Consider the following 22992-nt stretch of genomic DNA (forward strand, 5'->3'; position numbering starts at 1 on the left):
CCACTAAGCACCTAACAAGCGTCCAGATTGGCGCTCGATGGACTTTCCTTCTTGAGCTCGGTAAAGAAATAAAGCAACGCCACCAAAGGCATTGCAAGACCGAACCAAGACACCAAATTCCAACCACCGTGCGCATAAGCCCAACCGCCCACTGCAGAGCCAACTGCACCACCTGCAAAAAATATAGCCATATACAAGCCATTTAATCGACTACGCACCTCTCCGCCAAGCGAGAAAATAGCGCGTTGACCGAGCACTAAATTGGCCGATATACCCATATCCAACAGCAACGCCGACACAACCAACATACCGAGCGAAAAGTGCGATCCAGCCGTGCCAATATGTGCAACGGGATAGGAAATCAATACCAATACTATCGCCACCCCAGTTGCCGGTCGCGTCAAACCCCTATCAGCCAATCGCCCGGCGATCGGAGCGGCAATGGCACCCATCACGCCGGCTAACGCAAATAACGCAATACCGAATTGAGACAATTTGTACATCGGCCCTGTCAGTACCATCGGAACCACTGTCCAAAACATGCTGAAAACCGAAAATAACAGGGCATGATAAGCGGCACGACGGCGCAATATCGGCGTAGTGGTAAGCAATCCCCACATCGAGTGAAGCAAGCGACCGTAGGCCATTCCGCTAGTTGGATAGCGTGGCGGCAAATGCCGCGTCAAAACTATCGCCAAAACACAAATCACCACCGCCGACATAGCGAACACGGCATGCCAGCCCCAAAAATTGGCAATCAGACTCGCCATCGGACGCGCCAACAGGATACCCAACAACAAGCCGCTCATCACGTTACCGACTACTTGACCGCGCTTTTCCGGTGCCGCCAGATAAGTAGCGTACGGAACCAGCACTTGCGCGGCAACCGAACTCACTCCAATGGCTAACGCGGCCAGCAAAAATTGCCATGCATTTTGCGAAAGTGCCGCGGCGATTAGCGCGATGACAGAGATAATTAACGCAATAACAACCAAACGACGATTTTCAATCAGATCGCCCAGAGGGACAACAAACAGCAGCCCAAGGCAATAACCTATTTGCGATAACGTGACGACTAACCCACCCGCCGCTGGCGATAAATGGATTGTCGCGCTGATCAGGCCAATGAGTGGTTGCGCATAGTACAAGTTAGCCACAATAGCGCCACAAGCGATCGCCAGTAATAGCGTAATCCAGGTGGGAATCGCGGCCGGTGCCAAAGTGCTGGCCGGTGATGCCGATGTTGCAGTCATACAGTTGCCTTTAAGATAAATATAATACGCATGCGATGCTTCAATTCTTTTACTACTGCGCAATAAGTAACGTGATCGCATGACGATGACAAACAAGAATTGCCTAAGAGGTAAACGGATTTACGGAATCGCAGCAAAAAACGGGCTAAGCGGTGGGCTAAGCGTGGATACACGCTTCCCCGCGTCGAAGCACCATAAGGAGCTAATGGCCAGAAAAATGCTGAAATAGGGGCCGTCCAGATCATTTTTAGGCGATTACCCTACAGTCCGACAGGCTCTTGGAATAGATGAGATAACGCGTTACTTTAGCGGAAATCGACAGTCTCTGCCCGCAGCCGCCACGCATGCCGTTACAATCACGTCTTCACATTCGATGCGGCGACGAAAACCAATGTTGACAAGCTATTTTGGCATCACCAGTTTGGGCCTGTTTTGCGTGACTGTATTGCTATTAAATGCCACGCCCGGCCCGGACACTGCCTATATAATTGGTCGTAGCGTGGCGCAAGGTCGCTCCGCTGGCTTAATGTCTGCACTCGGCATTACTGCAGGATGTCTGGTTCATGGTACGCTTTCCGCATTCGGCCTAACGGCTTTGCTGGCCGCTTCTGCATCGGCTTTTATGATAATCAAGCTTGTTGGTGGCGGTTATTTGATTTACCTCGGCCTCAGAATGCTATTCAAAAAATCCGATCAATTGACCAAAGGCGTCCGAACCCAAGATGTGCGCGCACATGGTACGATTTTCGTCCAGGCGCTGATTACCAATGTACTGAATCCGAAAGTTATTTTGTTTTTCTTGTCATTTTTCCCACTGTTCGTAAAACCTGACTCACCGCATAAAATACTCGCCTTCTTAATACTGGGCGGGGTATTTGCGCTGATGTCGTTGTGTTGGAACAGTGGGACTGCAATGTTAGCTGGCACACTTAGCCGTCATGCCAGCAACAATCCTCATATCAAGCAATGGCTGGAACGCACCGTTGGCGCCGCTTTTATCGCGCTGGGTATCAAGCTTGCTCTCACTAAAGTTTAAGGCTGTTTAACACCAATTATGGACAAAAATAAAATTCGCGTCGTAAAGAAAGCCATCACACCGGCCTCGCCATCAACAACGCGCTCACCGGCAAGATCGCCGACGCCCTCACCGGCGCGATCCCCATTACAGTCGTCGCACCAGTCCCACCAGCCGGCACTTCAAGCTAAACCTGCTTCGAAGGTTCCTTCTTTACGGCCGGACGTAAAAAACAGATTGAATTTTTCTACCCTTAAAACTGAATCGCTAGCTTACGCATTATTGGGTGCGGGTCAGGCTATCGCTATGGTACGCGACGGTGCATCGTTACCGCAGGCGTTATCACAGGTATTTGCCCAATCCGCCGCGCCCGCCGCGACGCGAGGAGCGATCCAGGATATCGCATATAGGACCATGCGCAGCGTCGGCTTGGCCGAAGTACTGATTGCGGCATTGACCAGCAAAGCACCAGAACCGTCGCTGCTACATGGCTTGTTGTGCTGTGCACTAAGTTTGCTGGCCGAGGTCGACAAGCCCGCTTATGACCACTTTACCGTGGTGGATCAAGCCGTCACCGCGACTGCTTCAGACTTTAACATCGCGCATGCAAAAGGCATGGTCAATGCGGTACTAAGACGCTTTTTACGCGAACGCGATACGCTTACCACGGAAGCAAACAAAAATCCTTTGGCATTGTGGAATTATCCAGTGTGGTGGATTGACCAGATGCAAGCGGCTTATCCACAAGACTGGCAAGCAATTTTGACACGCGGCAATCAGCCGCCGCCGCTGACATTGCGCGTTAACCAACGCAAGATCAGCGTTCAAAAGTATTTGCAGCTCCTTTCAGAAAATAATATTGGCGCCCGCCAAATTGGTCCGGTTGCGGTACGTCTCGACAAACCATTACCAGTGAACCAAATTCCCGGTTTTGAAGATGGTTTGGCGTCAGTTCAGGATGCGGCCGCGCAATTGGCAGCACCCTTATTGGATCTTCAGGATGGCATGCGAGTGTTAGATGCTTGTGCCGCGCCTGGCGGCAAAACATGTCATTTGCTGGAACTGGCCGATGTCACGGTTACCGCGCTCGATCACGATGCCAAGCGACTGCAACGCATAGCGCAAAATCTGCAACGACTGCAGCTGAACGCAACGTTACAAGTAGGCGACGCGCGCATCGGCGCTCATCCTGACAACTCGGAAAGCGTATCGAGCACGACAAACGGCTGGTGGGATGGACAACAATTCGACCGTATTCTGGCTGACGTTCCCTGTACCGCCTCCGGTATCGTTCGCCGCCATCCCGATATTCGGTGGCTGCGGCGTGGGACAGATACCGACCAACTTGCAACACTTTCGGCAGATATACTGGACAACCTTTGGCAGATGCTACGACCAGATGGTAAATTGTTGCTCGTAACCTGTTCATTATGGCCGCAAGAGTCGGAGGCTCAAGCTGTGGCATTTGCACAACGCAATCAAGCTATCAGGTTGACCGCACCGGGCCAGTTAATACCGACAATGAGCGATGAGCAAGATCATGATGGTCTGTTTTACGCCCTCTTCCAGAAAGCTTGAATTCTGACTGAGCGCTGATGATCGACAAATCATTTAGAGCAAGCAGCGTCATTAATGACAGATTAATGACGCTGCTTGAAAGCATGCAATCTTTCTAATTTACTCACATTATTCCCGGACTTGATCCGGCCCGAGAACAGTGACGCGACCTTTGGCACAACTATTAGACCTCTTTCGAAACCGTCGCCCAAGCGATGCTAATCTGGTCGATGTGAAGGCGTCCGGCTCTCAGCAATCGGAAGTTACTGCACTACATGCGGTTGACAAACACCGCACTACGCAGAATTTCTTGCGCCTGTCGCTGCTTGAGAACGTGCTGTTGAAGCTCCTATTCGCTTTCATGATGGCGGTGTCCTTTGGCACTGTGACGGCATACGCGGCTGATGGCGCCGACATGACGAGGGCGCGGATTGAAACCAGTGATGATGGTTACCGCCTTTCTGCCGCATTTTCGTTTGAACTCAATCGCGGACTAGAAGACGCCATCAATCGTGGCGTTCCGTTGTACTTCACCACGGAGGTCGAATTAACACGGCCGCGCTGGTATTGGTTTGATGAAAAAGCGATCAACGCCGCACAAACCATCCGCATTTCCTATAATGTTCTGACGCGTCGCTATCAAGCCGCTATCAATGGCAGTTTGCAGCAAAGCTTCGACTCGCTAGACGACGCGCTCTCCTTGATCCGCCGTCCCAGTCGCTGGATAATCGCTGACAAAGGCGCGCTACAAGTTGGCGAAATCTACCGCGTTGCCGTCCGAATGGGACTTGATCTGGCGCAACTACCAAAGCCATTCCAGGTAAACGCGTTGAATAATAGCGACTGGCGTCTTTCTTCCGACTGGAAGACCTTCAACTACAAGGCAGAGTAACGTGCCACGTGCAATCCGCTATTTACTGATCGTCGGTGGCGCGATCATCAGCATTCTTCTCTTTCTGCTCGCTTCGGCATCAGAGAATTCCGTTTTTTTCGACAAATACTACTCTTGGTTGTTTGGCCTCAATGCGCTAGTCGCAGTGGCGTTATTAGGCTTGGTCTGCCTTCTGCTGGGAAGACTCTATAGTCGTTACAAACGCGGCAAGTTCGGCTCGCGGTTGATGGCAAAACTGGTCTTGCTCTTTGCCGTGATCGGCATCTTGCCCGGCGTTATCATATATTTGGTATCGGTTCAATTCGTGTCACGCTCAATCGAGTCATGGTTTGACGTTCGGGTCGAGGCAGCATTGGAATCTGGCTTGAACCTCGGACGAGCAGCACTCAACTCATCTTTATCAGATCTAATTACCAAATCCAAGGGCATCGCCCTTGAATTATCTGAAGAGACAAGTTCCGGCCAGGTTTCCCAGTTGACGCGATTGCGCGACCAAAATATCGAAGCATCAATTCTTGCCAGCAATGGACAACTGATTGCTTCGGTGGGAGGACGTCTCGGAACGCTTTCGCCGGTTCTCCCGACATCTGCCATGTTAAGGCAGGCGCGACAAAGCCGTGGATTTTCAGCTATCGAAAGCGAGTTAGAAAATAGTGATGACATAGGAACGCCTAAAAAAACTAATCCAACCGATTTGTCTGCCTCATCGATCAACGAGGCAAATAACAATTTGCGTTTGCATGTCATCGTCGAAATTCCAGCACCGATCAAAACGTTATCACTACAAAATGAAACGCGTTTCCTGCAAATCTCGCAGCCCGTACCTTCTTATTTAGCGACCAATGCGGAGGCGTTACGGGCCGCGTCAAGTGAATATCAGGAGCGCTCTCTGGCTCGCTCCGGGTTACGTAAAATTTACCTCGTAACGCTCACTCTGACACTGCTACTCGCCATTTTTGGCGCCATCATTAGCGCATTCCTGATTGCCAGCGATCTTGCCAAACCACTCTTGTTATTGGCCGAGGGTACCAAAGCTGTGGCGGAGGGAAATCTATCACCGCGCCCCATCATTGCCACCTCCGATGAACTCGGTACGTTGACCCAATCGTTCAATATGATGACCCGACAATTATCGGATGCACGGGCATCTGTCGAAAAAAATCGTAACGAACTGGAAAATGCCAAAGCCTATCTGGAGTCGGTATTGGCGAACATGTCAGCAGGCGTCATGGTGCTTGATGAGGACTTTCATTTGGTCACCAGTAATCAATCGGTGCATCGTATTTTGCAATACGATCTGAGCCCACATATTGGCCAGCCGCTGAATATCATTGACGGTTTAGCCCATTTCGCGGAAATTATTACAAAGGCATTTTCAGAACAAAATGCCCAGTTTGCAGCAGGAAAAATCGGCGAGAGCCGACTGCATTGGCAGCAACAAATTGAAATCCCCCGCAGAATCGATAATATCGACAGTGACGATATATCGTTGCTGGCACGTGGTTCGCGCCTTCCTGTAGAAAATCGGGATGGATACGTTGTGGTGTTTGATGACATCTCAGACGTTATTTCAGCGCAACGATCGATTGCGTGGGGCGAGGTTGCGCGTCGTCTGGCGCATGAAATTAAAAATCCGTTGACCCCGATTCAGCTATCTGCGGAACGACTCCAAATGAAGCTGGAGGATAAACTGATGACGCAGGATGCCGCAATTCTGAAGAAAAGTACCTCGACAATTGTGAATCAGGTTGCTGCCATGAAACGAATGGTGGATGACTTCCGCGATTACGCAAAAACACCGCCGGCAGTATTAAGCGCACTCGATTTAAACGTTCTGGTGGCCGAAATTTTGCACCTTTATGTCGCCGGTGATGAGCGCGATATGATCCATGCTTCATTGACACCAAACCTGCCGCATATCATGGGTGATGCTACGCAATTGCGCCAGGTGATCCACAATCTCCTACAAAATGCGCAAGATGCCGTGACAGATCCCACCGCAGAGGTCGCGGCACCACGGATTGACGTAGTAACCGAACGGATCAGTTATCAGGGTTCGGACGGTCAACCGAGTACCGCTGTGCGTTTTTCCATCACAGATAATGGCCCAGGTTTCTCATCTAAAATTCTGGCACGCGCCTTTGAACCCTACATCACATCGAAGCCACGCGGCACCGGTTTGGGTTTGCCCATGGTCAAAAAAATCGTTGATGAACATGGTGGACGGATCGACTTACGCAATCGCAGTGACACAAAGGGCGCAAAAATATTAATTTTGCTGTTAAAGTTAGCACCTAGTACATTCATTGGTGATGACAAAAAAATTATTTGATGTCCGCTCTTTCCTATTATTTGGCAGATTTTCTATAAAGTAGGACATCGGCGTTATAGGATGTATGCTTGGATATAGAAGCTGCGATATGCTGCAACGTCGGCCGCAGTGAAAATATACTGGACGATCCCAAGCGCCGCGCGATACTGAAAAGCGTGGGCATGCTTAGCAGATACTTCGGTTTCTAAAGAGTCGGTTTCATCCAGTCTGCCCAGAAAAAGCATTTCGTACGTGCAATCCTGTTGCTGCTGACTGTATGGAGACTGCGACGAAGGAATACCGAAATCAAATTGAACTGGGATAAATGAGAAAAGTCGGGCGGCGCACGTACCAAGCCTAAAGGTTGCGTAGTAAGATCCTTGTCAGAATTTAAGCGTGTAATCAAATTTTTAACAATTAAACACAAGCACAGAAATAGTGCTGCAATCGCATAAATTTGACCGGAATGTCCGGCTAAAAAATTATGATTGAATGCAACAGAAAATGGGAAAGCTAACGCATGGCTAATATCCTGGTCGTTGATGACGAAATGGGAATTCGAGAATTACTCTCCGAAATTTTAGGAGATGAGGGGCATGTTGTCGCGACCGCAGAAAACGCGCAGCAAGCACGTGAATTTCGGCAAAATGGCGTGCCTGATCTGGTGCTGCTAGATATCTGGATGCCTGACACCGATGGTGTAACCCTGCTTAAGGAATGGCAGCGTGATGGGCTACTGACAATGCCAGTCATCATGATGTCGGGTCACGCCACTATCGATACTGCAGTGGAAGCAACGCGCATCGGCGCTTTAAACTTTCTTGAAAAGCCAATTGCATTACAGAAACTGCTCAAAGCGGTGCAACAAGGCTTATCCCAAGGGCCTAAATCATCCCGTGCGCCGACCATGTTTGCGCAACCGGTTATTTCCAATGAAATGCCTGATCTGGTGAGTGGCAACAATTTTGGTGCTGCGTCGACTGCGGAAACGCCACATCTCTCGCCACTTCCCGTGGCAATGTTGACGTCAGACAATCTGTTTTCATCCTCGTTTGGTCTACCATTGCGTGAAGCAAGGGATGCATTCGAGCGCGCCTACTTTGAGTATCATTTAATTAGGGAAAGTGGCAGCATGACGCGCGTGGCTGAAAAAACTGGACTTGAACGCACGCATTTGTATCGAAAGCTCAAGCAATTGGGAGTCGATCCGGGAAAATTAACGAAAAAAGGCGGATAAAGCGATTTGTCTCTTCCGTCGCAATGCCTTGTGCCACCGATCCTGTCATCGATTTTGCCACCGTTTCTTACACTGGTAACCGGCCCGTCCGCAACCAGACGAGAAAGTGCCGTCTGGTTGTCGATCAAAACCGAGGCAACATCATTACAGCAAATGCGAGGAATCATCGGTGTCATCCTCGAAGGCCTGCCAGACGGTAAATCACCGCCGGAGCCAACGCATTTCACGCTTCACATCAAACGTGTCGCCCCTGGCTGTCTTTGTTGCATTGGCCTGCTTACATTACGGGTAACGCTGAATCGCTTGCTCCGTGATCGTCCTGCTCGGCTTTATATCAGTATCGCGGACGCCACGCACATCGATAAAATTCGCGCTTTGCTCTCCACTTCCCCGTACGACGAATGGCTCACCCTGACTGACGATATCGCCACTTAAATATCAATCCGTCCAATAGCCCTCACGATCGAAAACTCTCCAGACATTACCCGGTCGACTTAATCCTCAACCACCCTCACTTTGCGGTCTTATCCAGGCCTTTCACCAAACCGGGGGCATCGTCGCCAAGATTATTGGTACCGTTTTGAATCTAATCCGCAATCTATTACGTAAAAAATCACGTTACACACTGTCACACTATTTAGTATCGTTGCGACGAACTTCCCCCCTATGAAGCCACTCCAACATGCTCAAAAGTATAAATCATTAACTTTTATTGATAGTGAGTAACTATCCTCACCATTTAATAAAATCGATTAGCACTCTACAAGTGGGAGTGCTAGAATACCTGATCAAATCAGTATGGTTTACACCCTGTTGGCAGAAAATTCCATCTGATAGCTAGGAGAAACAATGAAAAATCCATCGGTACAGACTGCGTTAATCCCAGCCGAATCGGGCGCCTTAGCGCTTGGATTTTCGGGTACTTTAGGCAATATCGACGCCTATATTTCGGCTGTTAACCGCCTGCCTATGTTGACTCACGACGAAGAAATTTCGCTGGCTCAAAAATTACGTGAAAATAACGATCTGGCTGCCGCGCAAAAGCTCGTACTGTCTCATCTTCGTTTAGTTGTTTCTATTGCACGTGGATATTTGGGATATGGCTTACCGCACGCCGATCTGATCCAGGAAGGCAACATCGGATTGATGAAAGCCGTCAAGCGTTTTGATCCTGATCAAGGTGTGCGTCTGGTGTCCTACGCGATGCACTGGATCAAGGCCGAGATGCATGAATACATCTTGAAAAACTGGCGGCTGGTTAAGGTTGCCACAACCAAAGCACAACGAAAGCTCTTTTTCAATCTGCGTAGCCATAAAATCGGTCTCGACGCGATGACACCGACGCAAGTTGACGACTTGGCAAAAACGCTTAACGTAAAACGCGAAGAAGTCATTGAGATGGAAACCCGACTAACCGGTCGTGACATCGCTTTGGAAGCGCCAACCGATGACGACGATGATAAATTTGCACCTATCGCCTATTTGTCATCCGATATGCAAGAGCCGACCAAAGTGCTGGAAGCCCAACAATACGACCGTATGCAATCAGAGGGTCTTGAGTCTGCTTTAGGTAAATTGGATGACCGTTCACGCCGCATTGTGGAGTCGCGCTGGTTAGCGAATGACGATGGTTCTGGTGCCACCTTGCATGAACTGGCAAAAGAATTCGGTGTTTCCGCCGAGCGCATTCGTCAAATTGAAGCAGTGGCACTCAAGAAAATGAAAAGTTCTTTAGTGGCTTATTCTTAATTTATTTTATTAATAAGATTGAGTTGAATTGAATTAACTAAATCACTAAAAAAACAAAAAGCGCCGACTGGCGCTTTTTGTTTATAGCAATGATTTAAAACGCATCACCAAAATACCAGTTCGGATATTTATTCCTACACCCTTAACATTTATAGAATAATAATATTAAGACAGCAGCATTTTTAAATCATGCGCAATCGGATCTGGTCCCTGGCCATTGCGTACAAACAAGCGGATGTGACCTTCCGGGTCAAAGACGTAACTACCCGCCGTATGGTCCATCGTGTAACTACCCGACGTCTTGCCTGGTACTTTTTGGTAAAAAACGCGGAATTCCTTAGCGACTTTTTCAGTCGCCGCCAAATCACCATACAGCCCGAGAAAGCGTGGATCGAAAGCGGGAACATATTGGGCTAGCAGCGCCTGCGTATCGCGCTCAGGATCAACCGTCACGAACAACACTTGCACTTTATCAGCCAGCGGCCCTAACTCCTTCATCACGCTCGACAACTCGGCCATCGTCGTAGGACAGACGTCAGGACATTGGGTATAACCAAAAAAAACAACGACCACTTTGCCCTTAAAGTCAGCTAGCGTGCGTGGCTTTCCGTTATGGTCAGTCAGAGCGAAATCGCGCGGATAACCAAGGCCGGTTACATCCGTGTTAATGAATTTGCTGTTTTGTGGAGACAATGTCATTTCCTGACTACCGCCGCCAGAAATACCAGCACTGCCAGCACTGCCAGTGGTTGCTGGCTTATCACCGCATGCTGCCACAGATAAGCCCATAGCAATAACAATGCAAGAAGCGGCAATTGGTCTTAAAACTGAGAAGAAACGTTTCATTCAGACTTTCAATAACGGACGCACCGTGCATCTCAAAATTTCAGGTAATGGTCAACCAATAGAGCAGCAAACAGCAGCGACAAATAAATGATCGAAAACGCAAAAGTTTTGCGCGCAATCAAGTCCGTGTAATGTTTGTAAATCTGCCACGCGTACCATAGAAAAATAGCACCCAGAATGGCTGCACTCACCAGATAAATCAACCCGCTCATACCGACGGCAAACGGCAGCATCGTGGTGGCAACCAATGCGATGGTGTAAAGCCAGATATGAAACTGTGTAAATTTCAATCCATGCGTAATTGGCAACATCGGCAATCCGGATTTAGCATAATCGTCACGGCGATACATCGCCAACGCCCAAAAATGCGGCGGTGTCCAGACGAAGATAATCAAAACCAGAATCCAGGCTTGCATCGGCACGTCATTTGCAATGGCTGCCCAACCCAAGGCAGGCGGCATTGCGCCGGATAAGCCGCCGATAACGATATTTTGGGGTGTCGCAGGTTTGAGGATGATCGTATAAATCACGGCATAACCGATAAACGTCGCTAAAGTCAGCCACATTGTTAAACCGTTAACAAAAGTATACAAAACCCAGCTACCAATTCCACCGATGACACCAGAAAAGATTAACGTCTGGGGAACAGTGATCTCACCCATCGCCATTGGTCGCCGCGCAGTACGCGCCATGCGTGAATCAATTTCGCGCTCAACCAGACAGTTCACAGCAAAAGCAGCCCCTGCAAAAAGCCAGATACCAATCGTCGCAGCCACTACACGCTGCCAATCCGGAAGTGTAGGAGTTGCTAGAAACATACCAATAACGGCACAAAAAACTGCCAATTGGGTCACGCGGGGCTTGGTCAATGCCCAATATTGGGCCACGCGATTTCGAGGTGCGGTTATGGTCGTCATGCGGTCACTAATTTGAAGTAATGCGGTCAGCTTGTGCTGGGTTATCTTGTACCACCGGTACGAACTGCTTTGCGGCGGGAAGTCTCGTCTTATAGTTTAACATGACCAGCAATACCAGAATCAGTGCCGCACCACCGTTGTGCGCAACAGCAATGGCGAGCGGCCAATTAAAGTAGATTGTCGCCAGCCCTGTCAGTAGTTGCACTCCAATAATAATCAGCAGCCAATTACCCGTCTTGCGCAGTCCATCGACTCGTCGCGCTTTGCAAGCAAGCCAACCAACAAAGGCGATCACGACGAAAGCAAACATTCGATGCGTCCAATGAATTGCGGTCAACGCCTGAAATGGCAAGTACTCACCATCAGCGGTTTTACCTAAATGCCGCCAGAGTGTAAATCCATGCTCGAAGTCCATGTCCGGGATCACCATCCCATGGCAAAGTGGAAAATCATTACACGCCAATGCCGCGTAGTTAGTACTTACCCAGCCACCCAACGCGATCTGCATAATCAACAACAGCATCCCAATCAACGCCGGAACGGCTAGTTGACGTCCCGCCGCTGAAACCGGTCGGTGATCATTTTGTCGTGCGGCCAGCCACGTTAGCAATGCTAATAAGGTTAAGCCCAGCAACAAATGTGTCGTGACAATAATCGGCTGCAACTTCATCGTCACAGTCCAGGCACCGAACACGCCTTGCAAACATACTGCAAAAAATAACAATGTCGGAAACCAAGGGGAAAACTTGGGGTCGCGTTGCGCCGAAGGTAACTTAACACGGCCTTGAGCAGTATCAGAGCCCGAATTGGATGCTATCTTAAGGACGATTTTAGGTGCTGCACCTTGCGCAGGTTTAAGCGTCGTATCGGATGCACTGGACGCTGTGATTGCGACTGGCTTCAGCCAACGCATCCATGCCACTGCCATTAATCCAATGATCAAGACACCCACACCCATCGCGAAGTACCGATGCGTCATCTCAATCCACGCCTTAATCAGCGTCACCGGACCAGTTGGCATTGCCTCTTGCGCTGCACTGATATGCGCATGCGCCAACAATGGATTGGAGTGGCCATAACAACCGGGCCAATCGGGGCAACCAAGGCCTGAATCCGTCAGACGCGTAAATGCCCCGAACATGATGAGGTCAAATGTCAAAAACAGGGTGACCCACACAAGCTTGCGGTATTTGTTAGTGTCTTTGGAGGCCCAGACGACACTGAGCGCCAACAACGCCACCAGTATCCCCATTGCACCGAGCTGAAGTAAATTTGACATTAGCCGATCGCGGAAGCCCGCAGGAGTTTAGAAAGATCGGCCTTCACTTTATAAGGGTCCGAGTCCTTGGGAAAGCGCATCATCAGGTTACTGCGCGGATCGATCAGATAAATATGATCGCTCGCGGTCGTTCCTGCATCGGTTGGCAACCAGGCTTTTAACAAATCCGGCTTAACCCGCAACAACCGGGTCCCTTCAAAAGGTTGCAAGCCTGGCATATCCAACGGTTTGTCATCGGTAATCAACAACACCCGCTCAATCCGCTCGCGCTCCTTGCCTTGCATCAATCTTAGCTGGCGCAGTTCGAACAACGTATCTTTACATTTCTTCTGGCAATCACCACTGCCGATTTGCAGCATCACCCACTTGCCTTTAAAAGCACCCAGCGTTGTTGGCGTACCATCGAGCTCCGTAATCCCTAGCTCAGGAATTGCATATTGGGACGGATCAAGCAGATCGCCATAGTTGGTACGCGACTCTGGCTTGATGACATAGTAGGTGAAATAAGAAGCAATCATAGGCGCGGCACAAACAGCGACGATGAGGAGCATTTTCAGGCGGCCATTCCGCTTCACCTTTTTGCCATCAAGCGCCAAAGGCTGTTTTACCGGGTTTTCTGCGGGCTGATTATTCATGTTCACGGTCAGAGGAGCTTTTTGCATCTTTGATTCCCTGTCTACATCCTGTTACAACAAAAAAGAGGAAGGCCATGACGGCCAGCGCGTACCATTGGAATTCATAACCGCGATGCATCTGAATACCTAGCGATGGACTGGTCCAGTCGCGAATAAGACCATCTTGGTTATTGCCTGTCTGTTCAATCAAAAGCGGTTGCAACTGAAATTTACTTACCGTTGCCAAGGCAGCGATATCAAGATTTTGTACAATAGCGCCCGGCTTAAGTGTGGCCGGCTGACCCAGTTGCAACACCCGACCAACACGACTGCGCACCACACCCTCCACTTCGACTACGCCGCTTGGGGTTGGGTACGATAATAGAATCGCCCGATTTTGTGGATTGAGTGGTAACCAACCACGTTGGACCAAAACATGTACCTTTGAGTTCTCGATTTTAAGAGGCATCAGCACATAAAATCCGGGCTTACCTTTATAACTGCGATTATCCAGGTAGATCGGCCACTCCTGCGCAAACTCACCCCGGACGGTCACGCGCCGGTATTCTAGCTGATCAGCGCTCTCATTCGCAGCCCTAAGACGAATCGGGGCCTCAGCGCCGCGCTGTTTAATGGCATTTTCAATCGCTTGTTTTTGATCACCCCGTCGCGTCTGCCATTGCGCTAGCGAAACACCCAACGCGACCAGCAACACGGTGGCCACAAACGGGATCAACCTAAAACGGAATCTGAATTTGAAACTGAATCGCATTACAATATCGCCTTAGTTATTGATTCCTTAAGCCATTCCATGAAAATCATTGTTGCCATCGCTTTCATTCTGATCATCGCTAGTCTGGCGTCCGCGCTCATTTTTCTGATGCGTGACAAAGGAAAAAGCAATCGTACCGTACAAGCTTTAGCGCTTCGCGTAGGCTTCTCGGTGACCCTGTTCATTCTGATATTGGTAGCCTACAAACTTGGTTATATCCAGCCAACTGGCATCCGCTAGAGCCTGACAGGACGCCCATCCGGCGTAGCGCTGACTTGTGCGACTGGCCCATGATGCATGTGCGTCAATCCAGTATCCGGGCCGAGCATGTAGATGGAGCAGCCTGACTCGGGATGCTGAAGCTACCATAGCGATTCAGATGTTTTCAAAGCACACAGTTAACCTATTTACCACTTAATTTCTGGCAGTAAAAAAGCCGCACCGAAGTGCGGCCTTTCTTTATGTCTACGGTTGTTTGTAAGTAACTTACAGCCAATACACGACAACATACAAACCGAGCCACACAACGTCTACAAAGTGCCAATACCAGGCGGCGCCTTCGAACGCAAAATGGTTATCCGGTGTGAAATGACCCTTCAACACACGGTACAAGACGACTGACAACATGATCGCGCCAATTGTTACATGGAAGCCGTGAAAGCCAGTCAGTAAGAAGAAGGTTGAACCGTAAATGCCGGAAGTCAGTCTGAGGTTGTAATCTTGGTACGCTTCCATGTATTCAGCTGCCTGAAAACACATAAAAGTAGCACCAAGCAGTATCGTCGCCGCCAGCCAAAAAGCTGTTTTGGCACGATGACCAGCGCGTAGCGCATGATGAGAGATCGTCAGAGTCACACCAGATGTCAACAACAACGCAGTGTTAATGGTTGGGATCGGGAAAGGCCCCATCGTCCGGAATGTTTCAATCGTGCCAGCGGGGCCAGTGTTACCCCAATGCGCAGCAAAATCGGGCCACAATATTTTGTGATCAAGATCTGCCAGCCAAGGCATGGAAATACTACGTGCATAAAATAATGCGCCGAAGAAAGCAGCAAAAAACATGACCTCGGAGAAAATGAACCAACTCATACTCCACCGAAATGATGTATCGATACGGGGGCTATAAAGTCCGCCCTCAGATTCGTGGATCGCGTCGCCGAACCATTTGTACAAAACGACTAGCAATCCCAATATACCGAGAACACACACTTCCGGAGCGAAGGCAACACTATTGACCCAGGCTGCCGCACCTAACATTGTCACCAGCAGCGCTACACCGGCTAACACAGGCCATTTGGATGGACCAGGCACAAAATAGTAAGGCACATTACCTTGTTGAGAACTCATTTCCATCTCCCGATACACATTTAAATAATTTTTTGAGCTTATTTTTGGAGCTTACTAAGCGACGACCAACTTCACAATCGTAATCAATATTACGATGAAAATGATTGCACCGATAACGCCGGCAATCACTACATGGATTGGGTTTAAACCCGCTGCGTCGCTTTCGTAATCTTTCTTTTTACGTACACCGAAGAATCCCCACAATACCGCTTTGACGGTTGCGCCAAATGACACTTTACGGCGACTTGCCTTCTTCAGTTCTGACATGTAATACCCTTTAACCTGCTTTTTATCGCCTTAACAGCCAGACCACAAATTTGCACTCTTTCTGCCAAACAGCGCATCGCCGCCATCTAATCCTGTCTTGCAACATGATGACAGTCTTGTCAGGATGCTAAGCTGGCTTTGCCACTACTGGTTTGCTGATCTCAAAAAATGTGTAAGACAACATAATCGACTTCACATCTTTAGGCAACTTAGGATCAATATAAAACACGACCGGAAATTCCTTGGCCTGATTTGGTCCGAGCGTCTGTTGCGTGAAGCAAAAACACTCCACTTTCTTAAAGAATGCTTCTGCTTGCATCGGTGCATAACTGGGAATCGCCTGCGCATCCATCGTCCGCGCTTCTTTATTAACGACTTCGTAAATGACTTGCGTCATTTCACCGGGATGCACTTGCATGCTACTCACCGCAGGACGGAAGCGCCAAGGTCCGCGCGCATTTCCATCAAACTCGACCGTAATCGTTCTGGACTTATCAATCTGCGTATTCGTCGGTGCAACGACAGTACTATCTTGCGGAGTCAAAAAATTGACTCCGGTCAATGAGCAAATGGATTTGTACACTGGCACAAGTCCATAGCCGAAACCAAACATCAATACGGCAATCACAATAAGCTTGCCGAGCATTTTTCGATTTAACTGTAGCGCGTAAGCACGCCCTTCACCATTTGGCTTTGGTGCATCCATCAGGTGAACCAGACCCGGTTAACAAATATGCCTACAAAAAACGCCAGCGCAACGGCTGCTAACAGCAGCGCGGTACGCAGGTTGTTTGGTTTTTTTCTATCTGACATGGGTGAGTTGGCAGACTCTCATCTGCCTTTCCTATCATTTTACAATCGGTGGCACTTCAAAGGTATGAAACGGTGCTGGGCTTGGAATCGTCCACTCCAATCCTTCAGCGCCATCCCAAGGCTTCGCAGGGGCTTTTACGCCACCTTTGATCGATGGGATGACAACGAAGAACAAGAAGTAAAGCTGGCTCAGACCGAAACCGAATGCACCGACTGATGCAAGCATGTTGAAGTCGGTGAACTGCGCTGGATAATCTGCAATCCGACGTGGCATACCCGCCAAACCCAGGAAATGCATTGGGAAGAACGTAACGTTAAATGTGATCAAAGACGCCCAGAAGTGAATCTTACCGCGTGTTTCGTTGTACATGAAACCAGTCCACTTAGGGCTCCAATAGTAGTAACCACCAAACAAACCGAACAACGAACCCGCCACCAAAACATAGTGGAAATGCGCCACGACATAATAAGTATCCTGCATCTGGATATCGATTGGCGTCACGGCCAGAATCAGCCCCGTAAAGCCACCCATGGTGAACACAAAAATGAAACCGACTGCGAACAACATAGGTGTCTCGAAAGTCATCGAACCACGCCACATTGTTGCGATCCAGTTAAATATCTTCACACCAGTCGGCACCGCGATCAACAACGTTGCGTACATGAAGAACAATTGCGCAGTCACTGGCATACCAGTGGTGAACATGTGATGCGCCCAAACGATGAATGACAGAATCGCGATTGACGCGGTTGCATACACCATTGATGCATAACCAAACAGTTGCTTACGTGCGAAGGCAGGGATGATTTGCGAGATGATGCCAAACGCAGGCAAAATCATGATGTAGACCTCTGGGTGACCAAAGAACCAGAAAATATGCTGGTACATCACAGGATCGCCGCCGCCGGCCGCGTTAAAGAACGATGTACCGAAATGACGATCGGTCAATGTCATGGTGATGGCACCGGCCAATACTGGCATCACGGCAATCAGCAAGTAAGCAGTGATCAACCAGGTCCAGCAGAACATCGGCATCTTCATCAATGTCATACCCGGCGCACGCATATTCAGTACGGTAGTGATGATGTTAATTGAGCCCATGATCGACGATGCACCCATGATATGGATAGCAAAAATCGCCATGTCCATCCCAGGGCCCATTTGGGTCGATAGTGGTGCGTACAAAGTCCAGCCCGCAGCAGTCGCGCCGCCTGGCACCAGAAATGATGTCAGCAATAAAATCGCCGCTGGTGGCAATAACCAGAATGAAAAGTTATTCATCCGTGCAAAAGCCATGTCTGAAGCGCCAATTTGCAGCGGAATCATCCAGTTAGCAAAACCCACGAAAGCCGGCATGATCGCGCCGAACACCATGATGATGCCGTGCATTGTTGTCAGCTGATTAAAGAACTCTGGCTTAAAAAACTGTAAGCCTGGCTCAAATAATTCAGCACGAATCAACATTGCCAGAACGCCGCCCGAAAGCAACATCGTGAAAGAGAACCATAAATATAAGGTACCAATATCTTTATGATTCGTCGCGAACAACCAGCGACGCCAGCCCGTCGGTACATCATGGGCGTGATCGTGGTGATCGTGGTCATGATCGTGAGAATGATCGTGTGCGTGATCGACTGCGGTTGTGCTCATCTCAATCTCCTAATTCAATTACTTGCGCGCAGCCAGCACTTCAGCCGGTTGAACAATGTTTTCTGCAGCCTTGTTGGACCATGTATTACGGGTATACGTAATTACGGCGGCAATCTCGGTATCCGACAACACAGCTTTCCACGCCGGCATCTGCATCGCGCCGTTAATCTTACCGTTTAGCAATACATTAATTTGTTCTGCACGCGGGCCATTCACAACTGGATCACCGTCCAATGCAGGGAACGCTCCGGGGATACCTTTACCGCTCGCCTGATGACAAGCAACGCAATTGGCAGTGTAGATTTTTTCGCCGCGTGTTTTCAACTCGTCGATAGTCCAGACTTTATTCGGATCGTCGGCTTGCGCAGCCATTTCTTTCTTCTTGCCATCAACCCATTTGGTGTAATCGGCGTCACTGACGACTTTTACAACAATCGGCATAAAACCATGGTCTTTACCGCAGAGTTCAACGCACTGACCGCGGTAAGTACCGATTTTTTCGGCCTTGAACCAAGTGTCGCGAACAAAACCAGGAATGGCATCTTGCTTCACACCAAATGCTGGAATGGTCCACGAGTGGATTACATCATTAGCAGTCGTGATGATGCGGACTTTTTTATTGATCGGGACGACAACTTCGTTATCGACCTCTAACAAATAATTGTCATTTTTTACTTTTGTTGAGTCAACAACCTGCTCATGCGGCGTGGCCAGATTAGACAAGAAAGAAATGCCTTCACCCTCGCCTTTGAGGTAATCGTAGCCCCACTTCCATTGCATACCCGTCGCCTTGATCGTCAGATCGGCGTTCGAAGTATCTTTCATAGCCACGACCGTTTTGGTCGCTGGCAGCGCCATTCCGATAACAATCAGGAACGGAACCACGGTCCAGGCGATTTCGACCGTTGTGCTTTCATGAAAACTGGCCGACTTGTGACCGCGTGATTTACGATGTTTCAGAATCGAATAGAACATGACACTGAAAACTGCAACAAAGATTACCAGACAGATAATCAGCATCCAGGTATGCAGATCGTAAATCTGCTGCGCAATTTGCGTCACCGGTGGCTGAAAATTCATTTGCAGTACCGCAGGACCGCCAACGCTGTCTTTCACTGCCCAAGACGGCAGTGCCGTGATGGAAAGCGCAGCAAGCATCAACGATATAAGGCGCTTCGCATATTTCATGATTACCCCAAAAGCCCAAAATTATAATTCTATCAACCACCAGACGCGCCTTTGTGCTCGAGGTTTTGCTGCAACTCTCGCTGCAACTCCCGCACAAATTCACGCCGCCTCCATTCCGTCAAAAACCGCCCTACTTCAACCCGGACACCGTCCGCTTCCAGACAAATCAATTCTCTACGAGAAGATTTCCCCACAATCCGGATTGAACGTAATGCCAGTCTGTACTGTCGAACTTCTTGTGCCTGTACTACTTCCACTACCAGGCAATCGTCCTGCATAGTAATGTGCTCGCGATCTGTTGCATGTCGTGCGTAAGCCAAAAATGCCAAGCCAACAGCCAGCATTTCAAGCATTGCAAACACCAACACAAACCAAGCGCCGCGCACGGTCCACACAGTGGCCACCAATAGTGACGTGACACACATGCTCGCGTAAAAACTTGCAAGTTGTCGCGGTGCTATTGCGCAATTCCGCTTCAAATTCCATTCACGCCGGATCATTGTGGAATACCTCAATGCATGTGACCTACCGGTGCGCACAACCTAAAACCTTCGAAGTATAAAGGGTAATAGGCCTTGTTATCAAGGAGTAATAAGCAAGGAGTAATAAGTCCTGAAACACACTGTGCGCTTTGCTGACACGATAAAATTTGATGAAATTTCAAAACCCACATCTTCAACAATATCCATCCTACCGAAAATTCGCAACAACGCGCATCTCATGCAAAAAAAACAATTCAATTTTCCATGACCGCCGGTGGCCGTCACGGAAATCTTGCTTTAAGCGTTCATTGCATCAAATCAAATCCGCTAGCGGATGTTTTGAAGGACCAACCACCGCCCATGGCCCCTCAAAAAATCCATTCACCCAATCCCGGCTAACGTCTGCTAAACCTGCATGCAGCCATTTTGGCTGACGATCCTTCTCGATGATCAATGCCCGAATACCTTCGGAAAAATCTGCGCGAGCCGCGCAGTGCAAGGTCACGACGTACTCTAAACGGAAGATTTCGGCCAAAGACAGATGTCGACCGCGACGAAGTAGGGCATAAATTAAGCCAGCAGAGCCCGGACTGCCGGCACGCAACGTTGCCGCTGCTTTTTGCAGCCACACATCGTCCGTTTTCAGCGCTAGAATGGCGTCGACAATTTCTGGCAAGGTTGGCTGGCTGCAAAGTAGATTGATCAATGCAAGGTGGGCGCTCAATGGAGTTGGCACTGATGTAGCCGAGAAAGACGCATGGCTTTGCAACAACCGCGTCAATAAAACCCCATCTTCATCGCCCGTCCACGATTGCTTCAACAAAGCGTCCAATACCACTTGCTTATTCGCCTGAGCAATTTCGACATCGGCCAAACCGGCAAAAATCGCATCAGCTGCACCAATCGATGCACCGGTCAGCGCCAAAAACAGGCCAACATGTCCCTGCATCCGGTTTAAAAACCAGGTCCCGCCGACGTCTGGGTACAAACCAATCGTGATCTCTGGCATTGCTAAACGCGATTTTTCGGTCACCACGCGATGACTCGCGCCGGACATCAAACCAATCCCGCCACCCATGACAATGCCATGTCCCCAGGCAAGAATTGGCTTGGGAAAGGTGTGAATCAAATAGTCTAGCCGGTATTCCCGCTCAAAAAATGCACCAGCGTAGGGGTTTCCCTGGATATTTTCGGGGTCGTCCGTCGCGTGGTGTTCGAGCATCGTGTGGTACAAATGCTGTAAGTCGCCCCCGGCACAAAATGCTTTTTCGCCAGCCGCTTGCAACACGACGATGGCGATTTGGGGATCTGCCGCCCATTTACGCAGTTGCGGATCCAGCAAATCGACCATTTCCAGCGAAATCGAATTTAAGGTCTTCTCTACATTGAGTGTCGCGATACCGATACGCTTACCGTTTTCGGCCGTTCGCTCCTCAAACAATACCGGCTGCGGCATGTCAGGAGAAATTATTTGACTCATCGTACATCCTCGTTTGAACCGTTACTTAATAGATTGCGGGCAATAATAACGCGCATGATTTCGTTAGTGCCTTCCAGAATTTGATGGACGCGCACGTCGCGGAAATAGCGCTCAAGCGGATATTCACGAATATAGCCGTAACCGCCATGAATTTGCAGCGCCTCATTGCAAATTTGAAATCCGATGTCGGTCGCAAAACGCTTCGCCATGGCGCAATAGGTCGTGGCATTTGCGTCTTTGGCGTCGAGTTTGCACGCCGCCAGACGCACCATCTGGCGCGCCGCGACCAACTCCGTCTGCATATCGGCTAATTTAAATTGCAGCGCCTGAAAATCAGCTAACGGCCGCTTGAATTGACGGCGCTCGTTCATGTATCCGTGCGCGGCATCCAGCGCAGCCTGTGCAGTTCCGACTGAACAAGTTGCAATATTGATGCGGCCACCATCCAATCCACGCATCGCCATCCGAAATCCCTCGCCTTCCTGCCCCATTAAATGGTCCGCAGGAATACGCACATTATCAAAACTAATCGTACGGGTCGGCTGACTGTTCCAGCCCATTTTTTGTTCTTTACGGCCATAACTGATTCCTGGCGTATCGGCTGGCACTACAAATGCCGAGACACCACCGGCGCCATCGCCGCCAGTGCGCGCCATCACCACCAACAGATCCGTCGCACCAGCGCCAGAAATAAACGCCTTGGAACCATTCAGAACGTAAGTATCACCCTCCAGAACAGCATTGGTTTTTAGTGACGCCGCATCCGATCCCGCACCCGGCTCGGTCAGGCAATACGATCCCAGTTTCTTGCCGCTCGCCAACTGCTCGCACCATTGCTGCTTAAATGCCGGGGTCGCCCAGTTTGCGACCATCCAGCTCACCATATTGTGTATGGTCAGATAGGCGGTCGTGGACGTGCAGCCTCGCGCCAGTTCCTCAAATACGATAGTCGCATCCAGACGTGACAAGCCCAGACCGCCCGCCTCTTCCGGCGTATATAGACCGCAAAATCCTAGTTCACCTGCATTGGCAATAGCATCTGTGGGGAATATACCCTCGGCATCCCAGAGCGCCGCGTGCGGTGCAAATTCACCAACGGAAAAATCGCGCGCCGTCTGCTGAAACGCTCGTTGCTCTTCTGACAGTTCAAAATCCATGTTGTTCGGTCTCCTGATGAGTGATTTTTGTTAGCGCGTATGCGGCGCGACGTTCTCTAATTATTTTCTGAAGAATAGCAAGAATTGACGTTTACGTAAACGTCACACTAGCGTCGTCGTCAGCATCAACCTCAACCGAGGTGCAATCCCAAGTCTTAAAAAGCA

The 22992-nt window shown here is 49.5% G+C and carries 23 protein-coding genes; 8 read left to right on the plus strand and 15 right to left on the minus strand.

All coding sequences use genetic code 11. The features are described from left to right. Positions 1-11: 11 nt before the first annotated feature. The gene (locus tag QN379_RS01410) at positions 12-1253 is read right to left on the minus strand and encodes an MFS transporter (RefSeq protein ID WP_322235629.1); all 1242 of its coding nucleotides are present in this window, start codon (positions 1251-1253) and stop codon (positions 12-14) included. 391 nt (positions 1254-1644) lie between these two features. Between QN379_RS01410 and QN379_RS01415 the strand changes: the two genes are divergently transcribed. The 7 genes from QN379_RS01415 (at position 1645) to rpoH (ending at position 10014) form a co-directional block, all read left to right on the plus strand. Next, the gene (locus tag QN379_RS01415) at positions 1645-2289 is read left to right on the plus strand and encodes a LysE family translocator (protein ID WP_323505813.1); all 645 of its coding nucleotides are present in this window, start codon (positions 1645-1647) and stop codon (positions 2287-2289) included. A gap of 18 nt (positions 2290-2307) precedes the next feature. Continuing rightward, complete coding sequence (gene rsmB, locus QN379_RS01420) at positions 2308-3846, plus strand: 16S rRNA (cytosine(967)-C(5))-methyltransferase RsmB (protein ID WP_323505814.1); 1539 nt, start codon at positions 2308-2310, stop codon at positions 3844-3846. Positions 3847-4186: 340 nt separating this feature from the next. Next, positions 4187-4717 carry a DUF4390 domain-containing protein gene (locus tag QN379_RS01425; protein WP_323505893.1) on the plus strand — a complete coding sequence of 177 codons (531 nt, stop codon included), beginning with the start codon at positions 4187-4189 and terminating at the stop codon, positions 4715-4717. Between the two features lies 1 nt (position 4718). Continuing rightward, positions 4719-7049, plus strand: a complete 2331-nt coding sequence (locus tag QN379_RS01430; protein ID WP_323505815.1) for a sensor histidine kinase — start codon at positions 4719-4721, stop codon at positions 7047-7049. A gap of 499 nt (positions 7050-7548) precedes the next feature. Next, complete coding sequence (locus tag QN379_RS01435) at positions 7549-8265, plus strand: response regulator (protein WP_322235621.1); 717 nt, start codon at positions 7549-7551, stop codon at positions 8263-8265. A 6-nt stretch (positions 8266-8271) separates the two neighbouring features. After that, positions 8272-8700, plus strand: a complete 429-nt coding sequence (locus QN379_RS01440) for a GTPase (protein ID WP_323505816.1) — start codon at positions 8272-8274, stop codon at positions 8698-8700. 414 nt (positions 8701-9114) lie between these two features. Continuing rightward, positions 9115-10014, plus strand: coding sequence for an RNA polymerase sigma factor RpoH (rpoH, locus tag QN379_RS01445; RefSeq protein WP_322235617.1), 900 nt, complete (start codon positions 9115-9117; stop codon positions 10012-10014). Positions 10015-10179: 165 nt separating this feature from the next. On the opposite strand, the gene QN379_RS01450 is transcribed toward rpoH, so the two are convergent. From QN379_RS01450 to QN379_RS01470, 5 genes are read right to left on the minus strand one after another with little or no spacing between them, the layout of a single operon-like run. Then, a complete protein-coding gene (locus QN379_RS01450; RefSeq protein WP_416348507.1) occupies positions 10180-10860 on the minus strand; it encodes an SCO family protein in 681 nt (226 codons plus the stop codon). A gap of 32 nt (positions 10861-10892) precedes the next feature. Further along, positions 10893-11777 (minus strand): heme o synthase, encoded by an 885-nt coding sequence (gene cyoE, locus QN379_RS01455; RefSeq protein ID WP_322235615.1) that lies wholly within the window; start codon positions 11775-11777, stop codon positions 10893-10895. Positions 11778-11784: 7 nt separating this feature from the next. Next, positions 11785-13056 (minus strand): COX15/CtaA family protein, encoded by a 1272-nt coding sequence (locus tag QN379_RS01460; protein ID WP_416348508.1) that lies wholly within the window; start codon positions 13054-13056, stop codon positions 11785-11787. Then, positions 13056-13718, minus strand: coding sequence for an SCO family protein (locus QN379_RS01465; protein ID WP_416186803.1), 663 nt, complete (start codon positions 13716-13718; stop codon positions 13056-13058). Before QN379_RS01465 ends, QN379_RS01460 begins: the two co-directional genes overlap by 1 nt. Continuing rightward, positions 13684-14442 carry an SURF1 family protein gene (locus QN379_RS01470; RefSeq protein ID WP_323505817.1) on the minus strand — a complete coding sequence of 253 codons (759 nt, stop codon included), beginning with the start codon at positions 14440-14442 and terminating at the stop codon, positions 13684-13686. Before QN379_RS01470 ends, QN379_RS01465 begins: the two co-directional genes overlap by 35 nt. Before the next feature lie 39 nt (positions 14443-14481). On the opposite strand from QN379_RS01470, the gene QN379_RS01475 reads away from it, so the two are divergent. Beyond that, entirely contained in the window at positions 14482-14682 is a 201-nt protein-coding gene (locus QN379_RS01475) for a twin transmembrane helix small protein (RefSeq protein WP_322235611.1), read from the plus strand. 246 nt (positions 14683-14928) lie between these two features. Here QN379_RS01475 and QN379_RS01480 read toward each other — a convergent pair whose 3' ends face one another. The 9 genes from QN379_RS01480 to QN379_RS01520 form a co-directional block, all read right to left on the minus strand. Beyond that, on the minus strand, positions 14929-15789 hold the full coding sequence (locus QN379_RS01480; RefSeq protein WP_322235609.1) for a cytochrome c oxidase subunit 3: 861 nt from the start codon (positions 15787-15789) through the stop codon (positions 14929-14931). A gap of 54 nt (positions 15790-15843) precedes the next feature. Next, on the minus strand, positions 15844-16056 hold the full coding sequence (locus QN379_RS01485; RefSeq protein ID WP_322235607.1) for a DUF2970 domain-containing protein: 213 nt from the start codon (positions 16054-16056) through the stop codon (positions 15844-15846). Positions 16057-16183: 127 nt separating this feature from the next. Further along, entirely contained in the window at positions 16184-16762 is a 579-nt protein-coding gene (locus tag QN379_RS01490) for a cytochrome c oxidase assembly protein (RefSeq protein ID WP_322235605.1), read from the minus strand. Beyond that, positions 16762-16869 carry a cytochrome oxidase small assembly protein gene (locus tag QN379_RS01495; protein WP_322235603.1) on the minus strand — a complete coding sequence of 36 codons (108 nt, stop codon included), beginning with the start codon at positions 16867-16869 and terminating at the stop codon, positions 16762-16764. Before QN379_RS01495 ends, QN379_RS01490 begins: the two co-directional genes overlap by 1 nt. Positions 16870-16903: 34 nt before the next feature. Then, entirely contained in the window at positions 16904-18520 is a 1617-nt protein-coding gene (ctaD, locus tag QN379_RS01500; RefSeq protein WP_322235601.1) for a cytochrome c oxidase subunit I, read from the minus strand. Between the two features lie 18 nt (positions 18521-18538). Next, the gene (gene coxB / locus QN379_RS01505) at positions 18539-19708 is read right to left on the minus strand and encodes a cytochrome c oxidase subunit II (protein WP_322235599.1); all 1170 of its coding nucleotides are present in this window, start codon (positions 19706-19708) and stop codon (positions 18539-18541) included. A gap of 32 nt (positions 19709-19740) precedes the next feature. Continuing rightward, entirely contained in the window at positions 19741-20208 is a 468-nt protein-coding gene (locus tag QN379_RS01510; RefSeq protein WP_323505818.1) for a DUF2244 domain-containing protein, read from the minus strand. A gap of 295 nt (positions 20209-20503) precedes the next feature. After that, positions 20504-21646 carry an enoyl-CoA hydratase/isomerase family protein gene (locus tag QN379_RS01515; protein ID WP_323505896.1) on the minus strand — a complete coding sequence of 381 codons (1143 nt, stop codon included), beginning with the start codon at positions 21644-21646 and terminating at the stop codon, positions 20504-20506. A gap of 20 nt (positions 21647-21666) precedes the next feature. Next, complete coding sequence (locus QN379_RS01520) at positions 21667-22827, minus strand: acyl-CoA dehydrogenase family protein (RefSeq protein WP_323505819.1); 1161 nt, start codon at positions 22825-22827, stop codon at positions 21667-21669. Positions 22828-22992: the final 165 nt, after the last annotated feature.

This window comes from Glaciimonas sp. Gout2 (assembly GCF_035018905.1).
GTDB lineage: Bacteria > Pseudomonadota > Gammaproteobacteria > Burkholderiales > Burkholderiaceae_D > Glaciimonas.